At 43.6% G+C, this 12706-nt stretch carries 17 protein-coding genes and 2 riboswitches; of the genes, 6 read left to right on the top strand and 11 right to left on the bottom strand.

What is annotated here, in order from left to right:
- Positions 1–26 precede the first annotated feature (26 nt).
- The gene (locus tag AC0OMU_RS03865; protein ID WP_031314982.1) at positions 27–578 is read right to left on the bottom strand and encodes a YkoP family protein; all 552 of its coding nucleotides are present in this window, start codon (positions 576–578) and stop codon (positions 27–29) included.
- A gap of 91 nt (positions 579–669) precedes the next feature.
- Here AC0OMU_RS03865 and AC0OMU_RS03860 point away from each other — a divergent pair, with 91 nt between their 5' ends.
- Positions 670–1764 carry an MGDG synthase family glycosyltransferase gene (locus AC0OMU_RS03860; RefSeq protein WP_474240919.1) on the top strand — a complete coding sequence of 365 codons (1095 nt, stop codon included), beginning with the start codon at positions 670–672 and terminating at the stop codon, positions 1762–1764.
- Positions 1765–1805: 41 nt separating this feature from the next.
- Here AC0OMU_RS03860 and AC0OMU_RS03855 read toward each other — a convergent pair whose 3' ends face one another.
- The 3 genes from AC0OMU_RS03855 to AC0OMU_RS03845 form a co-directional block, all read right to left on the bottom strand.
- Complete coding sequence (locus AC0OMU_RS03855) at positions 1806–2270, bottom strand: MarR family winged helix-turn-helix transcriptional regulator (protein ID WP_003232536.1); 465 nt, start codon at positions 2268–2270, stop codon at positions 1806–1808.
- Between the two features lie 132 nt (positions 2271–2402).
- On the bottom strand, positions 2403–2585 hold the full coding sequence (ykoL, locus tag AC0OMU_RS03850; RefSeq protein ID WP_003245766.1) for a stress response protein YkoL: 183 nt from the start codon (positions 2583–2585) through the stop codon (positions 2403–2405).
- 87 nt (positions 2586–2672) lie between these two features.
- The gene (locus tag AC0OMU_RS03845) at positions 2673–2828 is read right to left on the bottom strand and encodes a hypothetical protein (protein WP_327830052.1); all 156 of its coding nucleotides are present in this window, start codon (positions 2826–2828) and stop codon (positions 2673–2675) included.
- A 193-nt stretch (positions 2829–3021) separates the two neighbouring features.
- Between AC0OMU_RS03845 and tnrA the strand changes: the two genes are divergently transcribed.
- Positions 3022–3354: a MerR family transcriptional regulator TnrA gene (tnrA, locus tag AC0OMU_RS03840; protein WP_003232541.1), complete on the top strand. Its 333-nt coding sequence runs from the start codon at positions 3022–3024 to the stop codon at positions 3352–3354.
- 42 nt (positions 3355–3396) lie between these two features.
- On the opposite strand, the gene mgtE is transcribed toward tnrA, so the two are convergent.
- The 7 genes from mgtE to ykoG all read right to left on the bottom strand — a co-directional run bounded on the left by mgtE (position 3397) and on the right by ykoG (position 8812).
- Positions 3397–4752, bottom strand: a complete 1356-nt coding sequence (gene mgtE / locus AC0OMU_RS03835; protein WP_003232543.1) for a magnesium transporter — start codon at positions 4750–4752, stop codon at positions 3397–3399.
- A gap of 17 nt (positions 4753–4769) precedes the next feature.
- Entirely contained in the window at positions 4770–4892 is a 123-nt protein-coding gene (locus AC0OMU_RS03830) for a hypothetical protein (protein ID WP_009967087.1), read from the bottom strand.
- A gap of 91 nt (positions 4893–4983) precedes the next feature.
- Positions 4984–5149: riboswitch (M-box (ykoK) riboswitch) on the bottom strand.
- A 107-nt stretch (positions 5150–5256) separates the two neighbouring features.
- The gene (locus tag AC0OMU_RS03825) at positions 5257–5394 is read right to left on the bottom strand and encodes a transcriptional regulator SplA domain-containing protein (protein ID WP_003218541.1); all 138 of its coding nucleotides are present in this window, start codon (positions 5392–5394) and stop codon (positions 5257–5259) included.
- A gap of 82 nt (positions 5395–5476) precedes the next feature.
- Complete coding sequence (locus AC0OMU_RS03820; protein ID WP_474240918.1) at positions 5477–5989, bottom strand: PepSY domain-containing protein; 513 nt, start codon at positions 5987–5989, stop codon at positions 5477–5479.
- 91 nt (positions 5990–6080) lie between these two features.
- Entirely contained in the window at positions 6081–6761 is a 681-nt protein-coding gene (locus tag AC0OMU_RS03815) for a PepSY domain-containing protein (protein ID WP_474240917.1), read from the bottom strand.
- Positions 6758–8122 carry a two-component system sensor histidine kinase YkoH gene (gene ykoH / locus AC0OMU_RS03810; protein WP_474240916.1) on the bottom strand — a complete coding sequence of 455 codons (1365 nt, stop codon included), beginning with the start codon at positions 8120–8122 and terminating at the stop codon, positions 6758–6760. Before ykoH ends, AC0OMU_RS03815 begins: the two co-directional genes overlap by 4 nt.
- A 3-nt stretch (positions 8123–8125) precedes the next feature.
- On the bottom strand, positions 8126–8812 hold the full coding sequence (gene ykoG / locus AC0OMU_RS03805; protein WP_038428855.1) for a two-component system response regulator YkoG: 687 nt from the start codon (positions 8810–8812) through the stop codon (positions 8126–8128).
- Positions 8813–8913: 101 nt separating this feature from the next.
- Positions 8914–9026, top strand: a riboswitch (TPP riboswitch).
- A gap of 96 nt (positions 9027–9122) precedes the next feature.
- Between ykoG and thiU the strand changes: the two genes are divergently transcribed.
- The 4 genes from thiU to thiX are packed head-to-tail and all read left to right on the top strand — an operon-like array spanning position 9123 to position 12695.
- Positions 9123–9725, top strand: coding sequence for an HMP/thiamine ABC transporter substrate-binding protein ThiU (thiU, locus tag AC0OMU_RS03800; RefSeq protein ID WP_181218982.1), 603 nt, complete (start codon positions 9123–9125; stop codon positions 9723–9725).
- Between the two features lies 1 nt (position 9726).
- Positions 9727–10326, top strand: coding sequence for an ECF transporter S component (locus tag AC0OMU_RS03795; protein ID WP_181218979.1), 600 nt, complete (start codon positions 9727–9729; stop codon positions 10324–10326).
- On the top strand, positions 10313–11956 hold the full coding sequence (locus AC0OMU_RS03790) for an ABC transporter ATP-binding protein (protein ID WP_181218977.1): 1644 nt from the start codon (positions 10313–10315) through the stop codon (positions 11954–11956). The genes AC0OMU_RS03795 and AC0OMU_RS03790 overlap by 14 nt, the downstream gene beginning before the upstream one ends.
- Positions 11931–12695, top strand: a complete 765-nt coding sequence (thiX, locus tag AC0OMU_RS03785; RefSeq protein ID WP_015483146.1) for an HMP/thiamine ABC transporter permease ThiX — start codon at positions 11931–11933, stop codon at positions 12693–12695. The genes AC0OMU_RS03790 and thiX overlap by 26 nt, the downstream gene beginning before the upstream one ends.
- The last annotated feature ends 11 nt before the right edge of the window (positions 12696–12706 follow it).

The raw sequence follows: 12706 nt of genomic DNA, 5'->3' as shown, positions 1-12706 counted from the left end.
CAAAAAAGACTGTGCTGACCGAGGCATCAGTCTTTTTTTTGATAGGTTTTCTGCAGCTTTTCTTTTGAGATAAACAAATAGGATGAATTCGGTAAATGCCGCAAGCTCACAGGCTTTGAAGTCAAATATAAAATCGGCACATGGGACACTTTTTTAAAACATCTGTAAAAAGGATTCACCGGGGTGATCACATCAAAGCCGAGCCTTTCCACACCTTTGTCAAGCATTGTAATCCCAATGATTCCTTTGATTTTCTCGCTTTTTTTATGATTGTTAATATAGTCAAGAAGAAGCGGCATCGATTGATATACTTTCTGATAAATAATGATTCCCTTTCTGACTGCGCTCTCAATGCTTTGCAGCTCCCTGATCAGCTTTATGTTATGCAGGTGGATTTTAACGAGCACATCATTTTTTCTTATATGCGTTCCGTCGCTAAGCACGACATGATGTCCTTTGTACTTCGTCAGCCTGACTCGAAAGACGCTTTTACGATCTTTGTCAACCAAGGTCAGCCTTGAAAAAAAGAAATAAATCGGGTCAACCACTCTCCATATGGAAAGGAAACAAGTTTTCATCTTTTCACCTTCCTTATGATCAAAAACACCCTTATATTTTGTGAACGTTCTCCTCAAAATATAGTTGCCATATTTTTTTAGGAGGACTGTCATGAAAAACATTCTCATTTTTCCTTTTTTAAGCATTTCCACCGGCCATCATCATGTGGCTGATGCATTGCAGGCTGAATTAGAGTCTCAAGGGATGGCAGCTGAAAAGATTGATATCTTTTCACATGCGTATAGCCGGTTAGAAAAATTGTCCTCCGTGGCTTATTTAAAATGGATTCAATATTTCCCGAAAACGTACAGCGGCATTTATAGGCTCCTCGCCTGCGGAGAATTTCAGCATGATAAACGCTATTTCATGTACGAATGGCTGTTCACACAGCAAATGAGGCACATCCTCCAAGAAAAACAGCCTGATATCGCCTTCTGCACACATGCGCTGCCTTCTTATCTGCTGAACCGACTAAAGCCTGAATATCCGAATCTGACGGTTGTGAATGTATACACTGATTTTTTCGTGAATCAATTATGGGGACGGAAGAACATTGATTACCATTTTGTTCCGAGCACGGAAGTAAAGAAGCAGCTAATATCAGAGGGGATCGATCAGAACAACATATACTTGACCGGCATTCCAGTTCACCGAAATTTTGAAATGGAATCAGCAGATACCTTGCAGCACCATCCGCCATATACCATCATCATCACTGGGGGCAGTATGGGGGTCGGTGGAATTTTAAAATGGGTGCAGGAACTGTCGCCAGGCGGAAAGATCTTATACAAAATATTATGCGGCAGAAACGAAAAGCTCTACTGCTATGTCAAAAGTTTACACCACCCCTTGATTGAGGCGATTCCTTACCTTCACAGCAAAGCAGAGATGAACCGTTTGTACGAACAGTCGACAGGCATCATGACTAAACCCGGAGGCGTGACCATCAGTGAATGCTTACAGAAACGGCTTCCGGTATTTATTTATCATGCACTGCCGGGACAGGAAGAAATGAATTTAAACCTTCTACATGAAAGGAAGCTCGTCACAGATATGAGAAACTGGGACATGCAGAAAGCAGAAGAGTATATCGCGGCATTTTTTCAATCGAACGAACAGATGAAGGAGTATAAAAAACACGTCAATGGATACCTTGGCGAAATGTCTGATAGGAAGATTGAAGATGTTTTAAAAAGAATCTTATAAAACAAAAAAAACACTCTCCTGAAACAGAGAGTGTAGAATAGTTAACGAAACAGCAAATGCTGGCTGTGTATGCCTGCTTTCTTGAGCAGGACGATCAGCTGGTCCTGTTCATCAGGCGAAAGGCCTGAAAACGCTCTCGCAATACGCAGTGCATGAATCGGATAAATTTTATCCAAATACTCATTTCCCTTGTCAGTTAAATGTGCGTAAACAGAGCGTTTATCTTTCGGGTCCTGCTCCCTTACTAAAAACCCGTTTCTTTCTAGTTTGTCAATAACATATGTGACGTTTCCGCTTACAAGCAGAAGTCTCGACCCAATTTGCTGTAATTTTTGCGGGCCTCTTGTGTACAGGAGCTCCAGTACAGCAAATTCAGTGGGATTAAAACCGTGCTCTTTGCTATCACGGATACTATGTTCGGACACACTTTTGAAAGCCCTTGCAAAAACTCTGTACAAATTCATCGCACGCTCAACTTCTTCTTCGTTAAACGATAATCTCATCATATCTACCTCGTATATAGGATTTTTATAAAAAAATAATGAAAACCCTTACATATAATAAGAGTTCAGTCCCTTACTATACGTATTCGCTATAATTCGAGAAATTCCTTCTAAAAGCAAAAAAATCCTTATACATTATCTTGTATAAGGATAATTTTTATGATTTGTAATGCTTCGAAAGAAATAAGCATATTCTTTCCGAAGCTCTGAAATCGTCATTTTGTTCATAACCTCTTTATTATAAACCCCAATCTGATAGAGTTTTTCAGAATAATGGCGTCGTTCTTTTTCTAAAGCGGATTTCAATAAATTACTCATAGCGTCCTCCTTCATTTTGAGGTATCCTATACAAAAGATACTCTTTTTAAATGAACGTGGTATGAATCTAATGTAAAGAATTTATGTTTACGAAGATTTTCGGTATTGTCCGTTTTGAACCAATCTTAATAATTGAAAAGCCTGTTCTCCGGCAAGCTGCATAAACGTCTCCAGCATTTCATCACGCTTGATATCCAACTCTATAATTTCTTTTGCCAGTGAGACCGCTTTTTCTTCCTCCATGATTATCCTTCCTCCTCGTTTGTTTGTTACATAAAGGATAAAACGCGCTTGGGTGTTACGCATTATTCTTGTTAATTTTTCTTCCGTGTTTTTTCAAAAATCTTCTATTTGATGTTAGAAAATATGACAAGCGTCAGGTTTTTTCTCTTTGTTTTTTATATACTATTATCAAAAGACATCCAGGGGTGGAAAAATGACCACAGAAGATCATTCTTATAAAGACAAAAAAGTGATTTCAATCGGAATTGTGAGTGAATTGACAGGATTGTCCGTAAGACAGATCAGGTATTATGAGGAACGAAAGCTCATTTACCCGCAGCGTTCTTCAAGGGGGACAAGAAAATACTCCTTTGCCGATGTGGAGCGGCTGATGGATATCGCCAATAAGCGTGAAGACGGCGTACAGACAGCAGAGATTTTAAAGGATATGCGCAAAAAAGAACAGATGTTAAAAAACGATCCGCAAGTGCGGAAAAAAATGCTGGAGGGGCAGCTTAATGCTCACTTTCGGTACAAAAACCGTTAAATAATAAAAGTCCGGCTCGCAGTTGAGACGGACTTTTTATGTTTATAATGAGTGAATGAATGCAGTGGCAATGCCAAAGTAGATTAATAAAGATAAAATATCGTTTAACGTTGTAATCAGCGGTCCAGAAGCAATCGCCGGGTCTACTTTCAGTTTGTGCAAAATAATAGGGATAATCGTTCCTGACATCGTTCCGATGATTAAGGTTAAGAACAGTGAAGAGGCGACAACAAATCCCAAAAGCGCATTCCCCTGCCATATGATAGAAACAATCGCAATCAGCACAGAACAAACCGCTCCGATAAAAATGCTTGTTCTGAACTCCCGGAAGATCAGGCGCACAATCGTTTTTTTGTTCATTTCTTCTTTAGACAAACCTCTGATGACAACCGCAAGAGATTGTGTTCCCGTATTTCCTGTCATCCCTGACACCATCGGCATGAAAAACGCAAGCGCGACAACCTGCTTCAGCGCGTCTTCAAAATAGCTGATAATGCTTCCTGAAATCAGTCCGATAAACAAGAGTAAAATCAGCCATGGCAGGCGCCGGTATGCCGCCACGTAAGCTTTTGTGTCAAAGGTGATGTCTTTACCGGAAGCGGCAAATTTTTCGTAATCCTCATCAGCTTCCCGAATAACGACGTCGATAATATCATCGACCGTCACAATGCCGACAAGCACGTTGTTTTCTTCTACAACCGGTATTGCCAAAAAATCGTAACGTTCAATCAGGCGGGCAACTTCTTCCTGGTCCTGAAGAGCATCTGCTGATATGACGCGGGTAAACATTAAATCCTGCACCTTTTCTTCAGGTTCACCCAGAATCAAATCGCGGTAGGAAAGAACCCCAACCAGCTGTTTGCTTTCATTAATAACATATAAGTAGTTGATCGATTCAGCTATTTCAGCGAAGCTTTTCAGTTTGACGACCGCGTCTTTTACCGTGTAATGCTGAGGAATCCACACATACCGGTTTGTCATCATGCGTCCCGCTGAATCAGCTGGATAATTCATCAAGAGCTGTACAGCTTTTGACTCTGACGCTTCCATGCTGGACAAAAGCTGTTCCTTCAGTTCTTCATCCATTTCTTCAAGCAATTGAGCGAGGTCATCGTTGTCCATTTTGTTCATCGCTAGTGTTGCTTTTGTTTTTCCGACTTTATTTAAGACGACAAGCTGAAATTCGCGTTCCAGCTCCCCGATCATATCAGTGATATCGTCTACAGTTAAATAAGATAAATAGCGGGCGCGGTGTTTTTCCGGCATTTCTTTAAAAATAAATGCCATGTCATAGGGCTGAAGCTCATCAATAACACTTCTGAAATCCCTGATTTTCCCGTCTCGCAGTAAAATAATGATGCGTAAAATGAGTTCGTCATAGGTCATGTTTTGAACCATCGGGACTCGTACCTCCTCTACGGAGACGTGCCGGCCTCGCCAGAAGGTGCGGCTGTTCGTCTCCTCATCGTGTAATCAATTGTCTTGCTGTCATAGTATATGGGTACTTCTTCAGATTGACTCGAATGGGGAGAATCCATACTCCGCACCTCCTTTGATTGGTTTCGTTTTAAAGGCATAAAAAAAGCCTTCGGGATTGAAGGTGAAAGAAGCACGGCAAAAAAAGCGTGCGGGCGCCTTCAATCGTAGAGCTTTAGCACTGTATGGCATAGGACAAGCATCCAGCTGCATTAAAAATCACCTTATGTCGATGATTTCTGTTGACCCATTGGCGTCTTTGGACATTTTTGGGCAGCAGCGTATCTCCATACAGGAGCCTCACCTAACGAAGTTCCTAATTGAATTGACACACTGAGATTACAGAAAAAAACAAGCTGTGTCAACTCAAAAAAGTAATAAATGCGCTTACATCACAATTACGGAACAAAACAAGGGCCTAAGCCCTTATTCTGTTGTTTGTGTCTCGTCATCTTCAGAAAGCAAATGATACGTTTCATGAAGAAATAAGGCGTACTCTCCTTCCTTCGTCGGATGAGGGACATATTCAGCCTGATTGATGTATTGCTCCTCTTTCTTTTCCATGCGTTTCGCCTCCTTTTCTACTTAGATTGTCCAAAAGAAGGTTTCTTATCATGAAAAACCCCCGCTGCAGCGGGGGTTTTGATTAGTCATCTATCTCCTGTTTGATAATGCGTCCATCTTTTGCGGAAATTTCAAATTCTGTCTCAGTTCCTTGTTTCGTTTGGATTTCCATTTCATAGATGTAAGTACCGTCATCTTCGTCAAGCTTACTTTCCGTTACGGTTCCACCTGTTTGCTTTAATGCAATTTCTTCAGCTTCTTCTTTTGTTATGGCGACTTGTTCTGCTTTCTCCTTTAGCGGGTCATTAAGCGCTTGTTTTGTATGAATATCTACATATACATCGTAGTCTTCACCTTCTTTTTCAATCTCCACTTCATAGACTTCTTTGCCGTTGTAAAGGTCTCTGTCAATGTCTTCTACTGTGCCGTCAACAACTGTTTTAGCAATTGCTTCTGCTTCTTGTTCAGTGAGTGCATCCGTCTTAGAAGAAGCCTGTCTGTTTTCATTGTTTTCTGTGGCAAACGCGTTGTAGCTGAATCCTCCGGCCGCTAGGCACCCTGCTAAAAGACCAACCATCCATTTTTTCTTGAGCATTTGTGAGTCCTCCTTTGTTTTGTATGAGTACAGTTTACACACTCAACATGAAAGGAAAACGAGAGCAAGATGAGAATTTGATGAGAAACCGTCAGTCTTCATACACAATGTTAGCTATCTTTCCTGTGTAGGCATTGATTTTCACTGTCGCTTCCTTATTATCAGGAAGATCAACGTCCACTTCAAAGATGAGAGTGCCCTCACTTTCTTCGAGATCTACGTCATCCGCTGTTCCGCCCGTTTTTCGCTCTGCAATTGTTTTGGCTTCTTTTTTCGTAATCGGCGTTTTTTGTTGATCTTTGCTGCTGATTTGATCGGCAGACAAGACTGTTTTTGCCTGCATGTCTACCTTCACTTCGTATGTTTTCCCGTCTTCTTTTTGTATGGTATAAGTGGCAACTTGACTTTGCCGTGTTTGTTTTTTGATCGTTCCCGGCACCCGCTCAAGCGCAAGATGCTCAGCTTCTTTTTCTGTCATGGCAGATGGATTCACTGCTTTTACTCTATTCATTGAAAGAATGTCAGCCGATATTGCATCTGCTTTTACAAAGTAAGTTCCCTTTGGATTTTCAAGGGTTATATCATATGTTTTTTTATCCTTTGATTGTTTTGCTTTCGTGACCTTGCCTTCATAGGAGGCTTCGACTTTTTTTACGACAGTCTCCTTTGACAGTATGTTCTCATGGGTTTGCCGAATGATGAGAAACGTACAGATGATGACAACTAAAATGGCTGCTGCAGCAAAAGATACTGTTTTTATTGTTTTCGTCATCGGCCTCCCCCATTCTGTTCGCTGAATTGCATGGTGACAGCTGTTCCTTGTCCCGGCTTGCTTTTGACAGACAGCTCAATGCCATGCTCATCAGCGATTTGCTTGGCAATGGAAAGGCCTAAACCCGTTCCGCCTGTTTTTCTGTTTCGTGCCTCATCTGCCCGGTAGAACCGTTCGAACAAATGCGGGATATGCTCATCAGGTATTCCGATGCCTTCATCCCTCACTGATAGAAACGGCCGTCCATTCCTCGTTCCGGCTGACATCTCAATAGGCTTTTCACTATACTTGATTGCATTATCAAGCAAAATGGTCAACAGCTGCTTGATGCGTTCTTCATCAGCCTTTACAAGCAGGCTCTCTTTATCTGTTTCAAGCAATATGTCACGCTGATAAACGGACTGGAGCGTTTGCATAACCGCGCGCGTCGCTCCAATCAGATCGATTGTTTTCAGATCAAGCTCGAGTCCTTGATGGCTTTTGGCCAGCGCCAAAAGCTGATTGGTCAGTTTTTTCATATGCACCGCTTCTGAGTGAATGGCTTCTATCGACTCCTCAAGCACCTCCGGCTTTTTTGCCCCCCACCGCTTCATCAGGCTGCTGTAGCTTTCTATAATAGTGAGCGGGGTTTTCAATTCGTGTGAAGCATCTTGAACAAATTGCTGCTGTTTATCATAGTGCTCCTTCAGCATCATTGCCATTTCATTAAATGTCAGCCCCATTTGATACAATTCATCGTTGGACTGTCCTTCTAAAGAAATCGTTTTAAATTCTTTGTCTCGCTGTATGTCTTTCATTGTGATCATTAATCGTCTGATCGGATTGATGATTCGGCGGGCTAGCAAGCTGCCGGCAAAAAAAGAAGCAATGCAGACAGCAGCACTTGCAGCGATTAAGATGATTTTCAACAGAAACAGACTCTCTTCTGTGTTCTCCAGTCTTTCAACCAGCTGAAGAGACACCACTTGTCCATCGGTCCAAATCACCGGAACAGCAGCCTCGGCAAACAGCTTGCCGTCATGTTTCCTCACATCTGCCGTTTCTCCGCTATGAAAAGAGAGAGGAAAATCTTTATAGGCTTTTTCTTTTGTGATCGTCATAACGGCTTTTTGATCACCATTCACTACACGCACCATGCCATTTGCCGGAAGATAGGCCTGCAGCATATCCTGCAAAGCCACTCCTTCTGTTTCAGCGGCACGCAGCGCTTCGGCAATGTTATCCGTCTCATCAGCAAGCCGGGCCGCATCCTTTGATGTCAGCGCAGACGAAAAAATGAGATATACTGCGGTATGAACCAAAATTAATAAAATCAACAGTGATATTGATGTGTATAGATGAATCTTGGTCTTCAGCTTCATCGTTTACCCCTTAATGGCATAGCCGACCCCGCGAATCGTATGGATCAGCTGTTTTTCGTAAGGATAGTCCAGTTTTTTTCTGATGTATCTTATGTAGACGTCCACGACATTTGTATCACCGATATAATCAAATCCCCATACCGAGCTTAGAATTTGCTCCCGTGTCAGCACTTGCTGCGGATGCTTTAGCATATAGACGAGTAAATCAAATTCCCGCGGCGTTAATTCCACCTCTTTGTCTCCGCGTCTCACTTCACGGGTTTTTTCGTTCACCCGCAAATCGTCATATGTAAGAAAGGTGCCGATATCTTCCGTTTTTGTTCCATTTTGTCGCAGCGCCGCCCTGATTCTCGCAAGCAATTCCTCGATTTCAAACGGCTTGGTGACATAGTCATTCGCACCGATATCCAGACCTGTTACCTTATCAGGAATACTGTCTCGCGCCGTTAATAATATGACCGGTGTCTGCGGATCCGTTTTTCTCAAGCGGCGCAGCACTTCCAGTCCGCTAAGCCCCGGAAGCATGACATCAAGAAGCACCAAGGAATACCCGCCTTCCGCTGCCGCATCCAGACCTTCTGTGCCATTGTGTTTGATGGTGACGCTGTATCCTTCATATTCCAATTCAAGCTGTAGAACCCTGGCGATTTTTTCTTCATCTTCCACAATTAATATGTGTCCTTTTTCCAAATTTGATCATCCTCTCCCGTCCCTATATGAAAAAAATGATTTCGTTGTTTACAAAATGATTCTTATCATCTATTATGATGTCAAAATAAAAAATTGTATACGGAAAGCACTAGGGGTGCTGTTTTGGCTGAGATAAAGCGCGAAAGAAACGCGCTTTGATCCCTTATGACCCGATCTGGATAATACCAGCGTGGGGAAGTGCAGGTTGACCGAATGGTGTATTTTTTTGTGCGCTTAATCGATCTATGACTGCATATTCCCTTAGGATATGCAGTTTTTTATTTTACCAAAAAAACAGGAGGTCGGAGAAATGGAGCATATTTGCGGTACAAGCAGAATCGCCGGTTTTCGCTTCTCTTTATATCCGATGACGGATGATTTTATCAGTGTGATCAAGTCTGCGCTGAAAAAAACAGATACATCCAAGGTTTGGACGAAAACCGACCATATCAGCACGGTGTTACGCGGATCGATTGATCATGTATTCGATGCTGCAAAAGCCATTTACCTTCATGCAGCAAACAGCGAACAACACATCGTCATGAACGGCACGTTTTCCATTGGATGCCCGGGTGACACACAGGGGGATACATATCTTTCCAAAGGTGATAAGCGTGTCAATGAAGATGCTGTCCAAGGCTTGAAGGCGGAAGCGCCGTGCCAATTTGCCCTTTATCCAATGAACGAGCCGGATTATATGGGATTGATTATGAAGGCTGTCGACATTGCAAAAGCCCAAGGCACTTTCGTACAGGGTGTCCATTACGCGAGCGAGCTTGACGGGGATGCGCATGACGTATTCAGCACATTGGAAGCCGTTTTCCGCATGGCCGAGCAGCAAACAAACCACATCACCATGACTGTGAATCTTTCGGCTAACAGTCCATCAAGAAAAAACAGAAAGCAGGGATAACATGAAAAGCTGGAAAGTAAAAGAAATTGTCATCATGTCGGTTATCAGTATCGTATTTGCCGTTGTTTATTTATTATTTACACATTTCGGAAACGTGCTTGCAGGTATGTTTGGGGCAATCGCCTATGAACCGATTTACGGCATTTGGTTTATCGTTTCTGTGATCGCCGCGTACATGATTCGAAAACCGGGTGCGGCGCTCGTTTCTGAAATCATTGCCGCTCTCGTTGAGTGCCTGCTGGGAAATCCGTCTGGCCCGATGGTCATCGTCATTGGCATTGTTCAAGGACTCGGGGCTGAGGCTGTGTTTCTTGCAACACGCTGGAAAGCATACTCTCTCCCTGTCCTTATGCTGGCCGGTATGGGGTCTTCAGTAGCCAGCTTTATCTATGATCTCTTTGTTTCTGGCTATGCAGCCTATTCACCAGGTTATCTGCTCATTATGCTTGTGATCCGCCTCATTTCCGGCGCGCTTTTGGCGGGGCTTCTCGGAAAAGCTGTCAGCGACTCTCTCGCTTATACAGGTGTGTTAAACGGAATGGCACTCGGAAAGGAACTGAAAAAGAAACGGAAGCGGGCGTCAGAACATGCAAGCCTTTGATGAGCTTCTGACGGTTGAGCAGCTCAGCTTCTCTTATGAAGAAGACGAGAAACCGGTTTTTCAAGACATTTCGTTTGAGCTTCAAAAAGGAGAATGTGTTTTATTATTAGGACCGAGCGGATGCGGTAAAAGCTCGCTCGCCCTTTGTTTAAACGGTCTATATCCGGAGGCTTGCGACGGCATTCAGTCCGGACATGCATTTCTATTTCAAAAGCCGGTCACAGATGCTGAAACCTCCGAAACGATTGCTCAGCATGCCGGGGTCGTTTTTCAGGATCCTGATCAGCAGTTCTGCATGCTGACGGTGGAGGACGAAATAGCGTTCGGGCTGGAAAATCTGCAAGTTCCAAAAGAAGCAATGACAGAGAAAATCAACGCCGTATTAGAAAAATTACGCATTACCCATTTAAAAGAAAAAACGATCTCAACCCTTTCAGGAGGACAAAAGCAGAAAGTGGCTCTCGCCTGTATTTTGGCGATGGAGCCTGAGCTTATTATTTTAGATGAGCCGACCTCTCTTTTAGACCCTTTCTCAGCACGGGAGTTCGTTCATCTGATGAAAGATCTTCAGCGGGAAAAAGGTTTCAGCCTCCTCGTCATTGAGCACCAGCTTGATGAATGGGCGCCTTGGATTGAGAGAACGATCGTGCTCGACAAATCAGGCAAAAAGGCGCTGGATGGCCTGACGAAAAATCTATTTCAGCATGAAGCGGAGACACTAAAGAAATTGGGCATCGCCATTCCAAAGGTCTGTCATCTGCAGGAAAAGCTGAGTATGCCGTTTACTTTATCAAAAGAGATGCTGTTCAAAGAGCCTATTCCTGCCGGGCATGCCAAAAAGAAGAAAGCCCCTTCTGGGGAGAGTGTGCTTGAAGTCAGCAGCCTTTCGTTCGCGAGAGGACCGCAGGCGATTTTCAAAGACATCAGCTTTTCGTTGCGCGAAGGTTCTTTAACGGCGCTTGTCGGTCCGAACGGAACTGGAAAATCGACGCTCCTATCAGTTTTGGCCCGTCTCATGAAACCGCAAAGCGGCAAAATCCTTCTTAATGACCAGCCGCTGCAGAAATATAAAGAAAAAGAATTGCGTAAACGGATGGGATTTGTTTTTCAAAACCCTGAGCATCAATTCGTCACCGATACGGTGTATGACGAGCTTCTGTTCGGCCAGAAAGCAAATGCTGAAACTGAGAAAAAAGCGCAACACCTGCTGCAGCGTTTTGGTCTTGCGCATTTGGCTGATCATCATCCGTTTGCGATCAGCCAAGGGCAAAAACGGCGACTGAGCGTTGCTACTATGCTCATGCATGACGTAAAGGTTTTATTATTAGACGAACCAACCTTTGGCCAGGACGCCCGCACAGCGGCTGAATGCATGGAAATGATTCAGCGTATCAAGGCAGAGGGAACCGCTGTCCTTATAATTACACACGATATGGAGCTAGTCTCTTCGTATGCTGACAGCGTGCTTGTGCTTCACGATACGGGCCTGGCCTTTGACGGATCTCCAGCGCAGTTGTTTTCTCAAGAAACAGGGCTTGTCCAAAAAGCAAAGCTCACCCTTCCCCTTCTATATGAATGGATGGCATATCAAGAGGAGGTGCGTGATGAAGCAGCCGTTACATCTCATTAATCCGACTGTGAAAGCGGCGGCGGTTTTTTGTTGTGTCGTCATGCTGTCGTTTATTTACAACCCTTACACTCCGGCATGTTTTTATATCATCATCGTTGCGGGCGTTCTACTGGCGGCCGGAATCCCATTGAAAAAATGGCTGTTGTTTACGATTCCGTTTTTGATTTTAGCATTCGGATGCGTGTGGACAGCCGCAGTTTTTGGAAAGGTGCCGACAACACCGGATAATTTTTTGTTTCAAGCAGGCCCTATCTCAATTAACAGCGATAATGTGTCTGTCGGCATCTCTCTCGGGTTTCGTATTTTATGCTTCTCCGCCTTATCGATGATGTTTGTTTTTACAACCGATCCGATTTTATTTATGCTGAGCCTTGTCCAGCAGTGCAGGCTCTCACCAAAGCTCGCGTACGGTGTCATTGCAGGCTTTCGCTTTCTTCCGCTGCTAAAGGATGAGGTCCAGCTGATTCAGCAGGCTCATAAAATCAGAGGAGGAGCGGCGGAGAGCGGCATCATTAATAAAATCAGTGCGTTAAAACGATATACCATACCGCTATTGGCAAGCGCCATCAGAAAAGCGGAACGGACAGCGCTTGCGATGGAATCGAAAGGTTTTACAGGAAGCAGAAACCGGACATATTACAGGACATTGAGCGTGAACCGGCGCGACTGGCTGTTCTTTTGCCTCGTTCTCTTGTTATTCGCAGGATCTTTTCTCGTATCTTTCTGTTTTGCCTCATAAAAAATCCGCTA

The sequence above is a fragment of the Bacillus sp. FAU18 genome (assembly GCF_056033885.1).
Note: the sequence above shows the minus strand (reverse complement) of the source record. Positions and strands in the feature narration are given on the sequence as shown.

Excerpts from the sequence above, each read along its gene's own strand:
- AC0OMU_RS03790 (WP_181218977.1), top strand. The coding sequence starts at position 10,313 with ATGCAAGCCTTTGATGAGCTTCTGACGGTTGAGCAGCTCAGCTTCTCT.
- ykoL (WP_003245766.1), bottom strand. The coding sequence starts at position 2,585 with ATGAGTAATTTATTGAAATCCGCTTTAGAAAAAGAACGACGCCATTAT.
- AC0OMU_RS03855 (WP_003232536.1), bottom strand. The coding sequence starts at position 2,270 with ATGATGAGATTATCGTTTAACGAAGAAGAAGTTGAGCGTGCGATGAAT.
- ykoH (WP_474240916.1), bottom strand. The coding sequence starts at position 8,122 with ATGAAGCTGAAGACCAAGATTCATCTATACACATCAATATCACTGTTG.
- AC0OMU_RS03820 (WP_474240918.1), bottom strand. The coding sequence starts at position 5,989 with ATGCTCAAGAAAAAATGGATGGTTGGTCTTTTAGCAGGGTGCCTAGCG.
- AC0OMU_RS03830 (WP_009967087.1), bottom strand. The coding sequence starts at position 4,892 with ATGGATTCTCCCCATTCGAGTCAATCTGAAGAAGTACCCATATACTAT.
- AC0OMU_RS03825 (WP_003218541.1), bottom strand. The coding sequence starts at position 5,394 with ATGGAAAAGAAAGAGGAGCAATACATCAATCAGGCTGAATATGTCCCT.
- tnrA (WP_003232541.1), top strand. The coding sequence starts at position 3,022 with ATGACCACAGAAGATCATTCTTATAAAGACAAAAAAGTGATTTCAATC.
- AC0OMU_RS03845 (WP_327830052.1), bottom strand. The coding sequence starts at position 2,828 with ATGGAGGAAGAAAAAGCGGTCTCACTGGCAAAAGAAATTATAGAGTTG.
- AC0OMU_RS03865 (WP_031314982.1), bottom strand. The coding sequence starts at position 578 with ATGAAAACTTGTTTCCTTTCCATATGGAGAGTGGTTGACCCGATTTAT.
- mgtE (WP_003232543.1), bottom strand. The coding sequence starts at position 4,752 with ATGGTTCAAAACATGACCTATGACGAACTCATTTTACGCATCATTATT.
- thiX (WP_015483146.1), top strand. The coding sequence starts at position 11,931 with ATGAAGCAGCCGTTACATCTCATTAATCCGACTGTGAAAGCGGCGGCG.
- AC0OMU_RS03795 (WP_181218979.1), top strand. The coding sequence starts at position 9,727 with ATGAAAAGCTGGAAAGTAAAAGAAATTGTCATCATGTCGGTTATCAGT.
- AC0OMU_RS03815 (WP_474240917.1), bottom strand. The coding sequence starts at position 6,761 with ATGACGAAAACAATAAAAACAGTATCTTTTGCTGCAGCAGCCATTTTA.
- thiU (WP_181218982.1), top strand. The coding sequence starts at position 9,123 with ATGGAGCATATTTGCGGTACAAGCAGAATCGCCGGTTTTCGCTTCTCT.
- AC0OMU_RS03860 (WP_474240919.1), top strand. The coding sequence starts at position 670 with ATGAAAAACATTCTCATTTTTCCTTTTTTAAGCATTTCCACCGGCCAT.